The sequence below is a fragment of the Clostridium disporicum genome (assembly GCF_001405015.1).
In the GTDB taxonomy this organism is placed as follows: Bacteria; Bacillota; Clostridia; order Clostridiales; family Clostridiaceae; genus Clostridium; species Clostridium disporicum_B.
Genome location: NZ_CYZX01000007.1, coordinates 82,188 through 99,218 on the forward strand (window position 1 = coordinate 82,188; position 17,031 = coordinate 99,218).

The 17,031-nt window shown below is 28.7% G+C and carries 20 protein-coding genes; 18 read left to right on the forward strand and 2 right to left on the reverse strand.

The window, feature by feature from the left end; translation table 11 throughout:
• Positions 1-42 precede the first annotated feature (42 nt).
• From ARA56_RS06200 to ARA56_RS06270, 15 genes are all read left to right on the forward strand, one after another.
• Entirely contained in the window at positions 43-1,089 is a 1,047-nt protein-coding gene (locus ARA56_RS06200; RefSeq protein ID WP_055264843.1) for a D-alanyl-D-alanine carboxypeptidase family protein, read from the forward strand.
• A gap of 196 nt (positions 1,090-1,285) precedes the next feature.
• Positions 1,286-2,023 carry a YebC/PmpR family DNA-binding transcriptional regulator gene (locus tag ARA56_RS06205; RefSeq protein ID WP_055264845.1) on the forward strand — a complete coding sequence of 246 codons (738 nt, stop codon included), beginning with the start codon at positions 1,286-1,288 and terminating at the stop codon, positions 2,021-2,023.
• A gap of 112 nt (positions 2,024-2,135) precedes the next feature.
• Entirely contained in the window at positions 2,136-2,936 is an 801-nt protein-coding gene (locus ARA56_RS06210) for a GNAT family N-acetyltransferase (RefSeq protein WP_055264847.1), read from the forward strand.
• 316 nt (positions 2,937-3,252) lie between these two features.
• Complete coding sequence (locus ARA56_RS06215) at positions 3,253-4,734, forward strand: LysM peptidoglycan-binding domain-containing protein (protein WP_070205665.1); 1,482 nt, start codon at positions 3,253-3,255, stop codon at positions 4,732-4,734.
• A 211-nt stretch (positions 4,735-4,945) separates the two neighbouring features.
• Positions 4,946-5,170, forward strand: coding sequence for a hypothetical protein (locus ARA56_RS06220; RefSeq protein ID WP_055264849.1), 225 nt, complete (start codon positions 4,946-4,948; stop codon positions 5,168-5,170).
• 72 nt (positions 5,171-5,242) lie between these two features.
• Positions 5,243-5,857: a hypothetical protein gene (locus ARA56_RS06225; RefSeq protein WP_055264851.1), complete on the forward strand. Its 615-nt coding sequence runs from the start codon at positions 5,243-5,245 to the stop codon at positions 5,855-5,857.
• 130 nt (positions 5,858-5,987) lie between these two features.
• The gene (locus ARA56_RS06230; protein WP_055264853.1) at positions 5,988-6,401 is read left to right on the forward strand and encodes a hypothetical protein; all 414 of its coding nucleotides are present in this window, start codon (positions 5,988-5,990) and stop codon (positions 6,399-6,401) included.
• Positions 6,402-6,530: 129 nt separating this feature from the next.
• Positions 6,531-7,136 (forward strand): Holliday junction branch migration protein RuvA, encoded by a 606-nt coding sequence (ruvA, locus tag ARA56_RS06235; protein ID WP_055264855.1) that lies wholly within the window; start codon positions 6,531-6,533, stop codon positions 7,134-7,136.
• A gap of 10 nt (positions 7,137-7,146) precedes the next feature.
• Positions 7,147-8,184, forward strand: coding sequence for a Holliday junction branch migration DNA helicase RuvB (gene ruvB, locus ARA56_RS06240; RefSeq protein ID WP_055264857.1), 1,038 nt, complete (start codon positions 7,147-7,149; stop codon positions 8,182-8,184).
• A gap of 3 nt (positions 8,185-8,187) precedes the next feature.
• Positions 8,188-9,213, forward strand: a complete 1,026-nt coding sequence (gene queA, locus ARA56_RS06245) for a tRNA preQ1(34) S-adenosylmethionine ribosyltransferase-isomerase QueA (protein ID WP_055264859.1) — start codon at positions 8,188-8,190, stop codon at positions 9,211-9,213.
• 24 nt (positions 9,214-9,237) lie between these two features.
• Complete coding sequence (gene tgt, locus ARA56_RS06250) at positions 9,238-10,380, forward strand: tRNA guanosine(34) transglycosylase Tgt (RefSeq protein WP_055264861.1); 1,143 nt, start codon at positions 9,238-9,240, stop codon at positions 10,378-10,380.
• Between the two features lie 121 nt (positions 10,381-10,501).
• Positions 10,502-10,786, forward strand: a complete 285-nt coding sequence (yajC, locus tag ARA56_RS06255; RefSeq protein WP_055264863.1) for a preprotein translocase subunit YajC — start codon at positions 10,502-10,504, stop codon at positions 10,784-10,786.
• A gap of 53 nt (positions 10,787-10,839) precedes the next feature.
• Positions 10,840-11,217 (forward strand): TIGR04086 family membrane protein, encoded by a 378-nt coding sequence (locus ARA56_RS06260; RefSeq protein WP_055264865.1) that lies wholly within the window; start codon positions 10,840-10,842, stop codon positions 11,215-11,217.
• A 145-nt stretch (positions 11,218-11,362) separates the two neighbouring features.
• On the forward strand, positions 11,363-12,043 hold the full coding sequence (locus ARA56_RS06265; RefSeq protein ID WP_055264867.1) for a diacylglycerol/polyprenol kinase family protein: 681 nt from the start codon (positions 11,363-11,365) through the stop codon (positions 12,041-12,043).
• Between the two features lie 6 nt (positions 12,044-12,049).
• Positions 12,050-12,844: a DUF92 domain-containing protein gene (locus ARA56_RS06270; RefSeq protein WP_055264869.1), complete on the forward strand. Its 795-nt coding sequence runs from the start codon at positions 12,050-12,052 to the stop codon at positions 12,842-12,844.
• Between the two features lie 110 nt (positions 12,845-12,954).
• Here ARA56_RS06270 and ARA56_RS16630 read toward each other — a convergent pair whose 3' ends face one another.
• A complete protein-coding gene (locus ARA56_RS16630; RefSeq protein WP_156334258.1) occupies positions 12,955-13,131 on the reverse strand; it encodes a hypothetical protein in 177 nt (58 codons plus the stop codon).
• A 220-nt stretch (positions 13,132-13,351) separates the two neighbouring features.
• Here ARA56_RS16630 and ARA56_RS06275 point away from each other — a divergent pair, with 220 nt between their 5' ends.
• Complete coding sequence (locus tag ARA56_RS06275) at positions 13,352-14,512, forward strand: MFS transporter (RefSeq protein WP_055264871.1); 1,161 nt, start codon at positions 13,352-13,354, stop codon at positions 14,510-14,512.
• A gap of 208 nt (positions 14,513-14,720) precedes the next feature.
• Here the strand turns inward: ARA56_RS06275 and ARA56_RS06280 are convergent, their stop codons facing one another.
• A complete protein-coding gene (locus tag ARA56_RS06280; RefSeq protein WP_055264873.1) occupies positions 14,721-15,710 on the reverse strand; it encodes a M28 family metallopeptidase in 990 nt (329 codons plus the stop codon).
• A gap of 178 nt (positions 15,711-15,888) precedes the next feature.
• Between ARA56_RS06280 and ARA56_RS06285 the strand changes: the two genes are divergently transcribed.
• Both ARA56_RS06285 and cobU read left to right on the forward strand, forming a co-directional pair.
• On the forward strand, positions 15,889-16,470 hold the full coding sequence (locus tag ARA56_RS06285; protein WP_055264875.1) for a histidine phosphatase family protein: 582 nt from the start codon (positions 15,889-15,891) through the stop codon (positions 16,468-16,470).
• Positions 16,471-16,481: 11 nt separating this feature from the next.
• On the forward strand, positions 16,482-17,030 hold the full coding sequence (cobU, locus tag ARA56_RS06290) for a bifunctional adenosylcobinamide kinase/adenosylcobinamide-phosphate guanylyltransferase (RefSeq protein WP_055264877.1): 549 nt from the start codon (positions 16,482-16,484) through the stop codon (positions 17,028-17,030).
• Position 17,031 lies beyond the last annotated feature (1 nt).

The following is a 17,031-nucleotide window of genomic DNA, read 5'->3' on the forward strand; positions in this document are numbered from 1 at the left end:
TTATTTTGTAATAACGTACTAAGGGAGAGAAAATAAGAAAGTATGAATAGTAGAAGTAAAGATAGAAAGAAAGTTAAAAAGAGAAAAAAATATATAATTGCTGTAAGTTTAATATTTTTAATTATGACATTAGTATTTTGGAATTTATCAATAAAAAAAGTAACAGTTTTAGTAGATGGAAAAGAGATAGTGCATAAAACTAATAAAGAAACTGTAGGTGACGTAATAGATGAATTAGGTATAACTTATAGTGAAAATGATAAACTATCAAAAGGTATATCAGAAAGTATAAGTAATAATGACAACATAGTAATTACAAGAGTAAGTTTTAAAGAAGAGACAGTGGAAGAAGATATTGCTTTTGAAGAAAAAGAAGTAAAAGATTATAAAATGCCTTTAGGAGAAAGTAGAGTAATAGATGAAGGTCAAGTAGGGAAGAAAACTTTAGTATACAAAATTACTTATGAAAATGGAGTTGAAGTAAAAAGAGAATTAATTAATGAAGAAATAATAAGTGATGCTTCAGATAGGATTATAGCAAAGGGAATATTTGATCCTACAAGCATGACTGTTTGTGTAAATAAAACAAGGACAGTGGATAGCGATTATGAACCGCAAGACTTAGTAGTTCCTAATGTAAGATCATTGGTTAGTACAAGCAGAATAATGATGAAATCAGAGGCTGCAGCAGCGCTAGAAAATCTTTTCAAAGGAGCGGATGCTGATGGGGTGTATCTTTATGCTGTATCTGGATATAGATCTTATGATTATCAGGCAAGTATCTATAATCCATACTCAGGATATTCTGCACCACCAGGAGCAAGTGAGCATCAATTAGGATTAGCTATGGATGTTAATTCATCTTATTATGGATCGTCATTAACTACTGAGTTTGGATATAGTGTAGAAGGACAATGGGTTAGAGAAAATGCTCATAAATACGGATTTATAGTGAGATATTTACCAGGAAAGGAAGATGTCACAGGATATTACTATGAACCATGGCATATAAGATATGTAGGAGTGGATTTAGCTACAGAATTATATAATAGTGGACTAACTTTAGAAGAATATTATGGAGAATATTAATATTGAATAACTAAATCTAAGAGTTAGATTGTCAAGTGAAACTCCTATTTACATATGTTCATAGGAGTAAGTTCGAATAACTAAATCTTAGATTTAGATTCTCACTTAAGTAAATTGAAAAATAAATTTCGCTATGATATACTGTTTATGGATATTTAAGTAAAGAACAAATTATATTAATTTAGGAGGAAGAAAGATGTCAGGACATTCAAAATGGCATAATATACAAAACAAAAAAGGTAAAGCTGATGCGCAAAGAGGAAAAATATTTACTAAGCTAGGTAAAGAATTAGTGCTTGCAGTAAAAAATGGAGGTCCAGTTCCTGAGAACAACCCTAAATTAAGAGATGCAATAGCAAAAGCAAAGGCTGCAAATATGCCTAATGATACAATAAATAGATCAATAAAGAAAGCTTCAGGAGAGTTAGCTTCAGTTGATTATGAAAGAATAGTATATGAAGGATACGGACCATTAGGAGTTGCTGTTATAGTTGAAACATTAACAGACAATAGAAATAGATCAGCTGGGGATGTTAGAGCTGCATTCTCAAAAGGTGGCGGAACTTTAGGAACAACTGGGTGTGTAAATTTTATGTTCCAAGAAAAGGGTGAAATAGTAATAGAAAGAGCTGACTTAGATGAAGAAGAGGTAATGATGATGGCTCTTGATGCTGGGGCAGAAGACTTTGAAGCTGAAGATGAAGTATTTGTAGTAACAACATCACCAGATGATTTTGGAACAGTAAGAGAAGCATTAGAAGCAGAAGGATTAGAGTTCTTAGAAGCAGCAGTAAAAATGATTCCAGATACTTATACTGAAATTGATGAAGAAGCAGCTAAGAAGATGCAAAAGATATTAAACATGCTTGAAGATAGTGATGATGTTCAAGAGGTATATCATAATGCTGAATTCCCTGAAGGATGGGATGAGTAAAAATTTATATAATTAATAAAAGATAGTTTTAACCTCATTGTCTTAAGTAATATTAAGTATAATGAGGTTTTTATTATATTTAATAGATTTAATAAGTTGGAGAGAAGAGAAAATGTTAAGATTAGCTAGTGAAAAAGATAGAAAAGAAGTACTAGATTACTGTTTAGGAGAACCAAATATAAATTTATTTATTATAGGTGATATTGAGAATTTTGGATTTGATAAGGAGTTTCAAAATGTTTGGATTCAATACGATGAAGAAATTATAAGAGGAATTGTATTAAGATATCATACTAATTTTATTGTTTATAGCAGAAATTTAGATATGAATTTTAAAGAAATTGCAGAATTGCTTGTAGAAAAAGATGCAAAAGTAGTTAGTGGAAAATTATCAGTTATAAATAAAATATATGAATTAATTGAAAATAGTTATAACAAACGAGAAATGTTTTTTTGCGAACTTAGAGATGAAAGTAAGTTAGAAGAAGTGAAAGAAGAAAATATAGTAATAGCTACTTCAAGTGACTCTATGGAAATTGCAAAAGCATATGAAAAAATAGAAGAATTTAAAGGTATGTACTCTGATGATTTAAATGAACGTTATAATCAAATTAACAATAGAATATTAAGTAAAGAGGGTATACATATATTTATTAAAGAGGATAACGAAATTATCGCTCATGGAAATACGACTGCTACTACAAGTGTTAATGCAATGATAGGAGGAGTTTTTACAGTTCAAAATCATAGAAATAAAGGATTAGCAAGTAAAATAGTATCATATTTAGCAAAGAGACTAATAAATGAAGATAAGTCTGCGTGTTTATTCTTCGATAATGAAGAAGCAGGAAGAATATATCATAGATTAGGGTTTGAAAATATAGATAAATGGTGCATGTTGATGAAAAAGTAAATTTTAATAAATATAATACTTTATCATTAAGAATTAGATAGTGTTATAAATAAGTATATAAAAGTGAAATAAAGACAAAATGAACCTATTGAATTTTAAATATAAACTTCAATAGGTTCATTTTTTATATAATTTTAAATAATTCATAAAATATAACAATTTTAGTTGTAGAATTTAAATTTATTTATGAGGGTATATGTAAATAATATCTTTTACATAAATTAATTTATGAATAGGCACTATTTATAGGAAATATGAATAATATGAAGTAGATGTCTAAATATCATTAAAAGATACAAAGGAGGAATTTTGAAAAGTGACAAATTATAGAGGGATAGATATAAGCAATTGGCAAGGAAGTATAACATTTTCAGAAGTGAAAAATAGCGGAATAGAAATAGTATATATACAAGCAACTGAAGGAAATTATTATACAGATCCTTATCTTCAAGAATTTTATGATGGAGCTAAAGATAATGGGTTATTAGTAGGATTTTATCATTTTTTCAGTCCATCAATATCAGCAATAGTACAAGCACGGTATTTTGCTGATGCAATAAGTGGTTTAACTTCTGAGTGTAGATTAGTTTTAGATTTAGAAGAAGCTGGTGGTTATGAAGTAGGAACGTTATCTAGTATAGCAGTAGAATTTTTAGAGGAAGTTAAAAAGATTACTGGCTTAGATGTGGCTATATATACCTATGCAAGCTTTGCAAACAACAATATTACTACAGGATTTGGATTAGAGAATTATCCGTTATGGATAGCTGAATATGGTAGTAGTGAGCCAGAAGAAAATTCTATATGGGGTAATGCATATGTAGGATGGCAATATTCTGATACAGGAAATATATCTGGAATAAATACTAATGTTGATTTAGATATATTTAAGGAAGGAATTTTATTAAGTGATGATACAACAGTTCCTGGAAATAAAAAACAAGAATCTACTCAAAGTGGAGTTAAGTATTATGTAGTTCAAGCTGGAGATACCTTAAGCAGTATTGCAGCTAGATTTGGTACAACAGTAGCTAGTTTAGTTTCAATAAATAGTATAGCTAATCCTAATTTGATTTATGTAGGAGAAACATTAAAAATATATACAGATAAAACGGTATCAACTAGAACTAACTCATTTAGTAAGACTTATATAGTAGTTTCAGGTGATACTTTAAGTTCAATTGCATTAAGATTTGGAACAACAGTAAATGAATTAGTTCAGCTAAATAATATTACAAATCCAAATTTAATTTATCCAGGAGAAGTATTAAAAATACCAACAAATGTTTCTGTTAAAAGTGGAGCAACATCCAACCAACATTCATCAACTTATGTTGTACAATCAGGAGATACTTTAAGTGGAATAGCGAGTAAATTCGGAATAACTGTTCAGTATTTAGCAAGAATAAATGGTATAAGTAATCCAAATCTAATTTACCCAGGAGAAGTTTTAAAGATAGAATCTTCAGGTGTATCTAAGCAGGAACAAAGTGAAAGTTTAATATATACAGTTAAAGCTGGAGATACACTAAGTGGGATTGCGAAAAAGTATGGAACAACAGTTAGTAATTTGGTTAGTTTAAATAATATAAGTAATCCAAATATGATTTATGTAGGAGAAAAGTTAATAATAAGTAAAGATAAATCTAAAAATTTCACAGGATTAGTAGTTGTAAAAACAGGAGATACAATAAGTGGAATAGCAGCTAGATATAATACTACTGTAGATAATATAGTGAATTTAAATGATTTACAAAATTCAAATTTAATTTATCCGGGAGAAACATTAAAAGTTTAGATTTTATTATGACAGATAATAAATTAATAAACTTAATTTAGATAAAATTAAATTTAATAAAAAAATAGAATGGGAATGGTGAATAAAGTATATTTACCATTCTTTAGATTTAATAAATAAAATAGTAATTAAACTTCAAATTATTATAATATTTTAGTATTTACAATACTATAGATATTACGTAGAGAAATATATTTTGGAGGATAAGTATATGGAAGAGTTTAATTTGTTAGAAAAATTTGAATGTCATAAAAAGAAGATAATAGAAAATATTGATGCGGCAAAAGATATGGAACTAAATAAGATAACAGCAATTCTTGTTATTGATGATGATAGTGAAGAAGTACAAAGAAAGCTAATAAACTGGTTAATTATTGAAGGATATAAAGTTTCACTAAGAAGAGAAGAATATAATATTTTATCAATAGAATGGTAAGAGAAAATTAATTTTATACTGAATAATTTTTGTAAAAAGTGGAAATTATTATTCATAAGGAGTGATGGAAATATGAATAATAATTTTCAAAATGATAAATTTAAAAAAGATAAGTTGAAAAAAATATATTTTGGAGTTGGAGTAATAGTTTTATTAGGAATGTGCTTCAGCTTAAGCTATTTAATTACAGATTGGATAACAAAACCTAAATATGAGAATGCTCTTGAAGAAAAGACAGTTTATAATTCTACAGAGGTATTAGAAGATAATACAACTATAGCTTTAATGATTGGAGATAGTATTGATAAAGAGCAAAGTTTAAAAGATTTTAAAGAAGAAAATAATATTCAGGTTGATGTAAATCAACAATTCTTAATAGATTTTCTTGATGATTCAGGATATAAGCTTGAAGCATTAAGTGATGATAGAATTGTATTTAGTAAAGAAAATAGTGATAATACTCTTATAGGCGGTAAATATTACTTAGGTGAAAAAGATGGATATTTTGCTATTTATAAAACAGATGAGAATGGAAAAGCTTTTATAGAATCAGAAAGTGATGTTTTTAGAGATTATAAAAAGGTAAATACTATACCAATAGCTGCGGAAGAAGAAATAAAGTCATTTAAGCACTATTATGATTCAAAGGAAGAAGCATTAGAAAGATTAGCTGGTTATATGAATTAGAATTTATATATTTGAATTAAATTTGTAAAGTATATAAAATTAGTGGGAAAATAGCCATAAACATAGGTAGAATAAGAAAAATTAAAAAAGGGGACAATAGTATTAGAAACGATGGAGAGGAGGTCACAATATGAGCATCATTCCAGAATTTCAATATTTATTGGTTATGCCTGATGGTCATGTAAAGGGATTTAATGATTTAGATACTACTAAAGCATATATAAATATGTATTATATGCAGAAAGTTAGAAATTCAACTATAATAACTGAAGTAAATGACTTAACAGATAGTAGTGAGCAGTTTATTAACACCGTATGTCAGAATTTAGGCGTTATAGAAGGAGAATGTAGAGTATATAATACAAATGATATTATAGAAAAGCTTCAAGAAGATATAGTATTTGATGAAGAAAAGGAAGAAGTAATATCTAAATTATTAAGTAAAGATATTAATTTAAACATTTATGATTTTGCAATCGATAATATATTCAATGATGTTGAAGCTATTGATATAATGGAACCTTATGGTGAGTTTTGGAGTTAAAGTAAAATGATTTTTAAAAGGCTATCACAAATGTGATAGCCTTACTTTATTATTGAAAAAAACATTGTAAAATGTTAAAGTAGAAATGTTATGTTTATTACTTCAAGATGAAGATAAGGGGGGAATTGTATGTATGAATATATTAAAGGGAAGTATATTGGTATAAATAAAGATTATGTAATTGTTGAAAATAATGGTATTGGATATAAAATATTTACTTCTGGAGCTACTATGGCTGAATTGCCAAAAGTATCGGAAGAAGTTATGTTATACTTAGAGCAGATAGTAAGGGAAGATTTTATTGGTATATATGGATTCTCCACAAGAGAAGAATTAGAGATGTTTAAGTTATTACTATCAATAAATGGTGTTGGAGCAAAAGCGGCTTTATCTTTATTATCAATAAGTAGAATAAATAATTTAAGATATGCTATATTAATGGGTGATGAAAAACATTTATGTAGGGCACCAGGAATTGGCAAAAAGACAGCAGGAAGAATAATTTTAGAACTTAAAGATAAAATCAAAACTGATGATGTGGTTGAAGGTGTTGATATTCAAGAAGGATTTAAAGATATTGCTCCAAGTAATGCAAATGTTGTGGGTGAAGCTTTAGGGGCATTATTAGCTTTAGGATATTCAGAAAAAGAAGCTGAGACAGCTCTTAAGAAAGTTGATAAAACACAGTCTGTTGAAAATATAATCAAGGAATCATTAAGAGTATTAATGGGATAGAGGTGAAATAATGGAGAGAATTATTACACCAGCAGAAATGCTAGAGGACGGAAATGGAGAGTTAAGTTTAAGACCTCAAAAGATAAATGAGTATATTGGTCAAGATAAAGTTAAGGAAAGATTAAATATATTTGTAAAAGCAGCTAAAACTAGAGGAGAAGCTTTAGATCATGTTCTTTTATATGGACCTCCAGGACTAGGTAAAACGACCTTAGCAAATATTATAGCTAAAGAGATGGGTGGAGATTTAAAGATAACTTCAGGACCTGCTATAGAGAGAGCTGGAGATTTGGCGGCTATTTTAACAACATTAAAAGACAATGATGTTTTATTTATAGATGAGATACATAGATTAAATAGAAATGTAGAAGAAATTCTTTATCCTGCAATGGAGGATTACGCTCTAGATATTGTTATAGGAAAAGGTGCTGCAGCTAAGTCGATAAGATTAGACTTGCCACAGTTTACATTAATAGGAGCAACTACAAGAATAGGAATGCTTAGTTCACCATTGAGAGACAGATTTGGTGTGTTATGTGATATGCAGTATTATACTGATGAGCAATTAAAAGAGATAATAGTTAGATCTGCTTTTGTATTGGGCTGTGATATTACAGAAGAAGGGGCATTTGAGATTGCCAGAAGGTCTAGAGGAACACCTAGAATAGCAAATAGATTATTAAAAAGAGTAAGGGATTATGCTCAGGTATATTCGGATTCTTTAATTAGTTATAAAGAAGCAAAAGAAGCATTAGAACTTTTAGAAGTAGACTCTAAAGGGTTTGATAGGGTAGATAATAAAATATTGGAAGCTATCATTGATAATTTTAATGGTGGACCTGTAGGAATAGAGACATTATCTTACTTTATAGGAGAAGAACTTGGAACCGTTGAAGATGTTTATGAGCCATATCTTCTTCAAAAAGGTTTTATAGTAAGAACAGCTAGAGGTAGAGTTGCAACAGATGCAGCTTATGCTCATTTAGGAAGGACAAAAAAGAAGAAAAAGCACACAAATCAAAAGAGCTTTTTTGATAGTGAGGAGTAAAAAATGAAAACAAGTGATTTTAATTTTGATTTACCAGAGGAACTTATTGCTCAGCATCCATTAGAGAAGAGAGATTATTCAAGATTAATGGTGCTAGATAAAAAAACTGGAGAGATAGAGCATAGACATTTTTATGATATATTAGAATATCTAAAAGAAGGAGATACTTTAGTTTTAAATAATACTAGAGTTATGCCAGCAAGACTTTTTGGTCAAAAAGAAGAAACAGGAGCTAAAATTGAATTCTTATTACTTAAGAGAATTGAAGGAGATAAGTGGGAATGTTTAGCTAAGCCTGGAAAAAAAGCTAAGATTGGAGCTACTTTTACTTTTGGTGAAGGTAAGTTAAAATGTAAAGTAGTAGATATAGTAGAAGAAGGAAATAGAATTATTGAGTTTTCTTACGATGGTATTTTTGAACAAGTTTTAGATGAACTAGGAGAAATGCCACTTCCACCATATATAACTGAAAGGTTAGATGACAGAGAGAGATATCAAACAGTATACTCTAAGGAGAAAGGATCTGCAGCAGCTCCTACTGCTGGATTACACTTTACTGAAGAGTTATTAGAAAAAGTTCGTGAAAAAGGAGTTAACATAGCATATTTAACTTTACACGTTGGACTTGGAACTTTTAGACCAGTTAAAGTTGATGATGTAAATGAGCATGTAATGCATTCAGAGTACTATTGTCTTTCAGAAGAAGATGCTGATATCATAAATAATACTAAGAAAAATGGTGGGAGAGTAATATCTGTTGGTACTACATCAACAAGAACTCTTGAAACTATTGGAGATGAAAATGGATATGTGTCTGCAAAAAGTGGATGGACTAATATATTTATATATCCAGGATATAAGTTTAAAGTTGTAGATAACTTAATAACAAATTTCCACCTTCCAGAGTCAACGCTAATAATGTTAGTTTCAGCTCTTGCAGGTAAGGAACATGTTATGAATGCTTATAATGAAGCTGTTAAAGAAAAATATAGATTCTTCTCATTTGGAGATTCAATGTTTATAAAGTAATACAAAAACTAAGGAAGTGAAATTTTGAGTAAAAAAAGATATACGTTACTAAAAAAAGACGGAAATGCTAGAAGAGGAAGATTTGAAACTCCTCATGGAACAATTGAGACACCAGTATTTATGAATGTTGGAACTTTAGCTGCAATAAAAGGTGCAGTATCATCTATGGACTTAAAAGAAATAGGATGCCAAGTTGAACTTTCTAATACATATCATCTTCATTTAAGACCAACAGATAAGGTTGTTGCTAAAATGGGGGGACTACATGAATTTATGAATTGGGACAGACCAATACTTACAGATTCAGGTGGATTCCAAGTATTCTCACTTGCTGGAATGAGAAAAATTAAAGAAGAAGGAGTTTACTTTAATTCTCATATAGATGGTAAGAAAATATTTATGGGACCAGAAGAATCAATGCAGATTCAAAGTAACCTTGCATCAACTATAGCAATGGCTTTTGATGAATGTATACCAAATCCATCAACAAGAGAATATGTTGAAAAATCAGTAGCTAGAACTAACAGATGGCTTGATAGATGTATAGCAGAGATGAATAGACTAAATTCTCTTCCAGAAACAATAAATAAAGAACAGATGTTATTTGGAATAAACCAAGGTGGATGCTATGAGGATATTAGAATCGAACATGCGAAACATCTTGCATCTCTAGATATGGATGGTTATGCTATTGGTGGTTTAGCAGTTGGAGAAACTCATGAAGAGATGTATAGAGTAATTGAAGCTGTTGTACCTCACTTACCAGAAGATAAGCCAATATATTTAATGGGAGTTGGTACACCTGAAAATATAATTGAAGCTGTAGATAGAGGTGTTGATTTCTTTGACTGTGTATTACCAGCTAGAAATGGTAGACATGGGCATGTATTTACTGGAGAGGGAAAGATAAATCTATTTAATGCTAAGTTTGAGCTTGATAATAGACCAATTGATGAAGGGTGCCAATGCCCAGCTTGTAAGCACTATACAAGAGCTTATATAAGACATTTATTTAAAGCTAAAGAAATGTTAGCTATGAGACTTTGTGTACTTCATAATCTTTATTTCTACAATAAATTAATGGAAGATATAAGAGCGGCTATTGATGCAGGAAATTATAAAGAGTTTAAAGAACAAAAACTTAGAGAGTGGAATATAAAGAAATAAAATGTAAATAAAGTATTAACTTTACCTAATATTTCTTTAATAATTGACAGATTATTATGTAAATAGTATAGTTTTCATTGAGACTATCTTTAAAATTAATATAGAGAAGGGAATGAATATAATGGGCAATGTAGGTGGAATGTTAGCTACTTTCTTACCATTAGTAATAATGTTCGGTCTTATGTACTTATTACTAATATTACCAGAGAAGAAAAGAACTAAAAAATATAATGCTATGTTATCAGAATTAAAAGTTAATGATGAAATAATAACTAGAGGTGGACTTGTTGGAAAGATTATAACTCTTGAAGATGAGTATATGGTAATACAATCAGGTCCAGATAGAACTAGATTTAAAATGCTTAAAACTTCAGTTTCTCAAAAAATAAATAAGAGCGAAGAATAGTAGAATAATACCTCCTTATGTATCATAAAAATGATACTAAGGAGGTGTTTTTTATGGAAATAAAAAGTTATTTTAACAATGTACTAAAAGGTGTAGTTGGTGCTTTTGCAGTAACTGTATTACTTACAGCTATTTTTTCTTTGCTTATATCTTTTGTAGAATTTAGTCCAGCTGTTTTTAGTGGAGTATTTGTAGTTATTACTTCATTAGGATTAATATTTGGAACAATAGTTGCAGCTAAGTTGCAAGGAGAGAAAGGTTGGCTAGTTGGATTAGCGGTAGGGGTATTATTTTACATAGCTTTATACGCAACAGGAGTTTTATTTGGCGCCGAACCAACACTAGGAGTATATGATTTTATTAAATTTGGTTTAAGTGTTCTTGTTGGGACTTTATCAGGAATGCTTGGAATTAACTTAGGAAAAGAATAGTTAATAATATAAGGAAAGATTTCACCTAAATATGGTGAAATCTTTTTATTTAATTAGGAAAAGCACTAATAAATAATATTTTTATACAATTAGATATACTTATAATGTATAATGAAGAATAGAAAATTAATTTAAGGAGAAAATTATGGATACTAATATATTAGGAATTATAATATCTTTTATATTTGTCTTAAGTATTATAGGGATATCTACTATATTAACTAAAAAGAGAATAATATCTGGTGAGGCAAGTAGAAAGTTTATACATATAGGTGTATGTAATTGGTGGATAATAGCTATGATTTATTTTGATAATAGGTATTATGCAGCTATTGTTCCAGCTTTATTTGTAGTTATAAATTACATATCTTATAAATATAAAGTTATTGAAGCAATGGAAAGAGATGGAGGAAAAAAAGATTTAGGAACTGTTTATTATGCTATCTCTTTATTAATACTAGCTTTACTTACTCTTGGTGACAGTGGTAAAGGATATATTGGTGCATTAGGTATACTAACTATGGGATATGGAGATGGATTCGCAGCGGTTGTAGGTACTTTTAAAGGAACTAAATATATTCCTATAGGTAGAAATTTAAAATCTAAAGAAGGAACACTTACTATGTTGGTAGCTACTTTTGCGGTAATAACTTTAATATTAGGTGTTTGTACAGATATATCAATCACAGGAGTTATTTTATATGCAGTGGTATTATCTGTAGTAGCTACATTGCTTGAGCTATTCACACCACATGGGTTAGATAACTTATCCGTACCTCTAGGGATTTCACTTATTTACTACATAATTTCTATTTTTATGGGGTGATATAAGTTGGAAATAATTATTGGATTAATAAGTTCTACTATAATTGCTTTAGTAGCATATAAGAAGAAATCTTTAAATAAAAGTGGAATGATAGCAGCTATAATATTGGGAACCGCTATATTTAGTTTAGGTGGAAGTATTCCATTTACTCTTATGTTAGTATTTTTCATTTCATCATCTATTATTTCAAAGATAGGTAAGAATAAGAAAAAAGGTTTAGACAAGATACATGAAAAAAGTGATGCAAGAGATTTTGTACAAGTTATTGCAAATGGAGGAGTAGCTGTAATATGCTTATTTCTATTTCAGAAAACTAAAGATATTAGATTCTTTATAGCTTCAGCAGTATCTTTTGCTGCAGCAAACTCAGATACATGGGCTAGTGAAATTGGAGTGTTATCAAAAGGTAAAACTATATCGATAATTACAGGTAAAAAAATAGAAAAAGGAGTATCAGGTGGTATAAGCTTATTAGGTACAGTATCTGCTTTTCTAGGAGCGACAGTAATAGGAATAGCATATACAACTATTTATATATTACTTGTAGGATATGATAAAAAGAGTTTAATAATATTATTTATAATAATAATATTAGGATTTTTAGGTTCTATAGTGGACTCTATATTAGGAATAACAATTCAAGGACAGTATATTGATGATATTGAAGGAAATATTACTGAAAAGAAATTTAATGGTAGGAAAGAGAATCGTTTAATATCAGGATTTAGATTTATCAACAATGATGTAGTTAATATTTTAAGCAACTTTATAGTTACAACCTTATCTATATTAATTTTATAATTAATAGCATTTATATAAAAAAGCATAAATAAAACATGGACTACTTAATAATGTACTCCATGTTTTATTTATTTTAAATAGAGTTTTATTATGTTGTATTAAAAAGCAAATTATACTTTTTCCTTTTTTAATATATCGATAATTTCGAAAAGTCTTATCTCTAGTTTATTTATATCAGTTTCTAACCAGCCTTGATCTATAGCAGGAGCTTTACTTTTTTTATCAATAGTTCTTTGTAAATCATCTAGAATTCTAACATACTCTAAAGTTAAATCATAACAATTCATAATTAATTACTCCTTTATTTAATCTATATTTATATATAGTATTAAAGAGTGAAAAAAATGCTACAAATTTTAAAGAATATAGAAGAAATATGAAAACAAAAGATGTAAACGGTTATAATTTGTAGTTTAGAAGATTATCACTAAAAGTAAAGATAAGCATTGCAAAAATACTTGTCTACATTTATATTAGTAAATATAAAAACTTTACAAGGAGAAAAAAATGAAGAAGAAATCAGTTACTAGTTTATTAATATTAGCATTATTAATTCAGCTAGTTTTAAACATGGCACATCCTGTAACTCCAGTACTTATAAGAAGTTTAGGACTTCCTAGCATTATGTTTGGTATATTTTTTGCATCTATGTCTTTAGGAAATTTTTTCTTTTCTCCAATTTGGGGAGGGCTTTCTGATACTAAAGGAAGAGTAAAATTTCTTGTTTTAGGTTTGTTTGGATATGGAGTTAGTCAATTGGGATTTGGATTTGCAACTAATCCAATTCTTATAGTTATATTTAGAATACTTGGAGGAGCATTTGTTACTAGTTATTTGACGGTATCACTAGCTTATTTAACTGATATAACTACAAAAGATAACAGATTAAAAATTATGTCTTACTATGCAGCTGTAACAACTATAGGAGGATCATTAGGATCTCTTTTAGGAGGAATACTAGGCAATACAAATTATAAAGTAACTTTTGTGTGGCAATTTATTTTAGCAGTAATATTAAGTTTAGCATTATATCTTGTATTAGAAGAAACTATTCAGAAAAAGAAAATTAAAGCAAATATTAAACTAAATACTTTTTCATTTAGTAAGTATAAAGACCTATTAAATAAAAACTTATTAGTTGTTATGATTCTTATTATGATGTTCTTTTTCTCATCAACAAGCTATAACTCATCAATAAACTATTATATTGAATCAATATTAAATTTACCACCTACTTTTAATGGTGTTTTCTTATCAATTGCTGGAATGGTTGGATTCTTAGCTAATATTATAATTACACCTATTATAGGTAAAAAGTTTACTAAAGAAGTTAGCTTTAAATACATAACATTGATTTTAGCATTAAGTATGATGCTAGTTGGTTTATCCAAAAACTTAGTAATATTCTTTGGTGCAATAATATTATTTGTAGCAGTTGCAAGTGTTTATGTACCAGTACAACAAAATATAGTTTCAACATTAGCAAAAGAAAATTACGGAACACTAATGGGATTACAAAATTCAGCTAAGGCTGTAGGCATGGTAATTGGGTCATTATTTGCAGGTGCAATTTTTGATTTTGGAGAAAAGCTTCCGTTTATAGCATCAGCAATAATGTTATTTATTGGATTTGTAATTCTTATGAAAGTAAAGATAGAAGTTGAATAAAAGTGCGAAGCACTTTGGTGAAAAGTTTGAATTCGTCAAAAGTGAAAAATCAGGTGAAGCTGGGGAGAAAAGATAACTGCCGTGACGGTGAAAGGATTGCCTATGGCAATTGGAGAAAGTGTGTATATGCTACTAATTTCCTTACTACGTTAGTAGCATTTTCACCTCCATGCAGTCTACTTTTCACCTGAGAGCCTTAGCCTGAACTTTATTTATTAAAGGTATTTCCATTATTAGCCATTAAAAATTTAGATAAAGCATCACTAAGCTTTTCTAAATCACTATAGTCAATATTTTCTAAGTTATCTTTATTAGTATGAACTACATCCATTATTGTAGAATCTCCTAAAACTAAAGAAGGTGCTCCATATTGACGTATAACTATATGATCGCTAGTTCCATAACGCACACCATTTTTTGTAGCGTATAAAGAATCATCATAGATAACATTTTCTTTATCAAAGATTTCTTTCATAGCTTTATATAACTCTTCAGAGTTTGGATCATCGTTGCCCATTGATAATGTGTTACAATTCTTTTGAGCTACACAGTCAATATTAATATTATAGCTTTCTGAGTAAGTCTTATAGTATTTATTAAAGAAGTTTTGGCTACCTAAAAGTCCAAGCTCTTCAGCATTAAATGCAACAAAAACTACGTCCATATCTAATGGGGTTTTATCAGTTAATTCTTTAACTTTATGAGCAGTTTCAAGAAGGACAGCGATTCCTGAAGCATTGTCTATAGCACCATTTAGTGGATTATTATTAGCATCGTTAACATGATCAAGGTGAGCAGTAATATATACTGCTTTAGAACTATCAGTACCCTTAATAACTGCTGCAACGTTATTAGTATTCTCACTTAAGGAAATTACTCCATCTTTGTTAGAAATGTAATAGTTATTATCGAAAGGAGAAATATTTAAATTTTTAAAGTAATCTTTTATATATTCTTGAGCTCTTTCATTTTCTTTAGTTCCTACAACTCTTCCTAAATAAGCTTCAGAACATAAATCATTCATTATTTTTTCAACGTGGCCGTCAGTATCTATTTTGTATTGGAAGTTACTCCAATCACTAGTTTGTTCTAATAATGTATCAGAAGTTGCATCAGGTCTTGTGCTTGCTGCTTTATCACCACAAGAAACTAGTGAAAAAATCAATAATATTGATAGTAGTCTATTTAGAGTTTTCATAATACACCTCTCATTTATAAAAATTGGTAATTAATTAATTTTAACATATTAAAAAGTTCTAATAAAAGTATTATTGGTAATTAGAAGAAATTAATACATAAATATCTTAATTGATTTAATAGATATGTTAATATAAAATTAAATTGAAATTTCTAGTATAGGTATTAAAAGGTGAAAAATGAATATTTATTTAGTTAGGCATGGTACTACGAAGAGTAATGAAGAAAAAAGGTATTATGGAGCTTATGATAGTGAATTATCAATAAGAGGAATGGAAGAAGCTAAGATTTTAAGAGAAAAACTTAAGGAAATTAAATTTGATAGAATTTATGTTAGTTCAAAAAAGAGAAGTAGTGAAACTGCAAAGATTATATTTGGAGCAGATGTTAAATATGAAGTAGATGCAAGATTAGATGAAAGAAACTTTGGAATATTTGAGAATAAGACATATGATGAAATCTGTAAAGAGTATAGTGAGGAAGTTAGAGCATGGGAAGAAGATTGGAAAAATTATAAAATTCCTATGGGAGAAAGTGCGATGGAAAGCTACTTAAGAGCCGAGGATGTTTTAAAAGATATTGAAAGTAAAAAGTTTGAAAATATTCTTTTAATAACTCATGGGGGATTTATAAGAAATTCTTATTGTTACATACTTAATGGGTTAGATAATTTTTGGAAATTTTCATCAAAAAATGGGGATATATCAATTGTTAAATATGAATACGGACATTGGTACATAGATTCTATAACTCATATATGAAGGGAGAAAAAATGAGCAAAATAATTTTAGTAACAGGGGGAAGTAGGAGTGGCAAAAGTTCCTATGGAGAAAGCCTTTTAAAAGAAAAAGATGATGTTGCTTATATAGCAACATCAATAATTTATGATGAAGAGATGAAGGAACGAGTTAAAAGACATAAAGAAAGTAGAAATAGGCTATGGAGCACAATTGAAGACTACAGAGAACTGTATAATAGGGTAGCTGATATAAAAGAAAAATATATAATGTTAGAATGTATTGGAACTATGATAACAAATTTAATTTTTGATAAATATACGAATGTAGATAATTTAAGCAAAGATGAGATTAATGTTTTAGAGAAAGAAATTGTTAATGAGGTATTGAAGCTTTTAGAGCAAATAAGAAGAAAAGATAAAGATGCAGTAATAATTACTAATGAAGTTGGGTTTTCATTAGTATCTGAATATAAGTTAGGTAGAATTTTTACAGATATTTTAGGAAGGGTTAATCAGATCTTAGCTAAAGAAAGCGATGAAGTATATTTAGTAGCATGTGGTTTGCCAATGAGGTTAAAGTAAT

Coding starts and splice junctions, on each gene's coding strand:
- ARA56_RS06200 (WP_055264843.1), top strand. CDS start 43: ATGAATAGTAGAAGTAAAGATAGAAAGAAAGTTAAAAAGAGAAAAAAA.
- ARA56_RS16630 (WP_156334258.1), bottom strand. CDS start 13,131: ATGAATTGTTATGATTTAACTTTAGAGTATGTTAGAATTCTAGATGAT.
- queA (WP_055264859.1), top strand. CDS start 8,188: ATGAAAACAAGTGATTTTAATTTTGATTTACCAGAGGAACTTATTGCT.
- ARA56_RS06260 (WP_055264865.1), top strand. CDS start 10,840: ATGGAAATAAAAAGTTATTTTAACAATGTACTAAAAGGTGTAGTTGGT.
- ARA56_RS06220 (WP_055264849.1), top strand. CDS start 4,946: ATGGAAGAGTTTAATTTGTTAGAAAAATTTGAATGTCATAAAAAGAAG.
- cobU (WP_055264877.1), top strand. CDS start 16,482: ATGAGCAAAATAATTTTAGTAACAGGGGGAAGTAGGAGTGGCAAAAGT.
- ARA56_RS06210 (WP_055264847.1), top strand. CDS start 2,136: ATGTTAAGATTAGCTAGTGAAAAAGATAGAAAAGAAGTACTAGATTAC.
- ruvB (WP_055264857.1), top strand. CDS start 7,147: ATGGAGAGAATTATTACACCAGCAGAAATGCTAGAGGACGGAAATGGA.
- ARA56_RS06205 (WP_055264845.1), top strand. CDS start 1,286: ATGTCAGGACATTCAAAATGGCATAATATACAAAACAAAAAAGGTAAA.
- yajC (WP_055264863.1), top strand. CDS start 10,502: ATGGGCAATGTAGGTGGAATGTTAGCTACTTTCTTACCATTAGTAATA.
- ARA56_RS06230 (WP_055264853.1), top strand. CDS start 5,988: ATGAGCATCATTCCAGAATTTCAATATTTATTGGTTATGCCTGATGGT.
- ruvA (WP_055264855.1), top strand. CDS start 6,531: ATGTATGAATATATTAAAGGGAAGTATATTGGTATAAATAAAGATTAT.
- ARA56_RS06265 (WP_055264867.1), top strand. CDS start 11,363: ATGGATACTAATATATTAGGAATTATAATATCTTTTATATTTGTCTTA.
- ARA56_RS06280 (WP_055264873.1), bottom strand. CDS start 15,710: ATGAAAACTCTAAATAGACTACTATCAATATTATTGATTTTTTCACTA.
- ARA56_RS06285 (WP_055264875.1), top strand. CDS start 15,889: ATGAATATTTATTTAGTTAGGCATGGTACTACGAAGAGTAATGAAGAA.
- ARA56_RS06225 (WP_055264851.1), top strand. CDS start 5,243: ATGAATAATAATTTTCAAAATGATAAATTTAAAAAAGATAAGTTGAAA.
- ARA56_RS06275 (WP_055264871.1), top strand. CDS start 13,352: ATGAAGAAGAAATCAGTTACTAGTTTATTAATATTAGCATTATTAATT.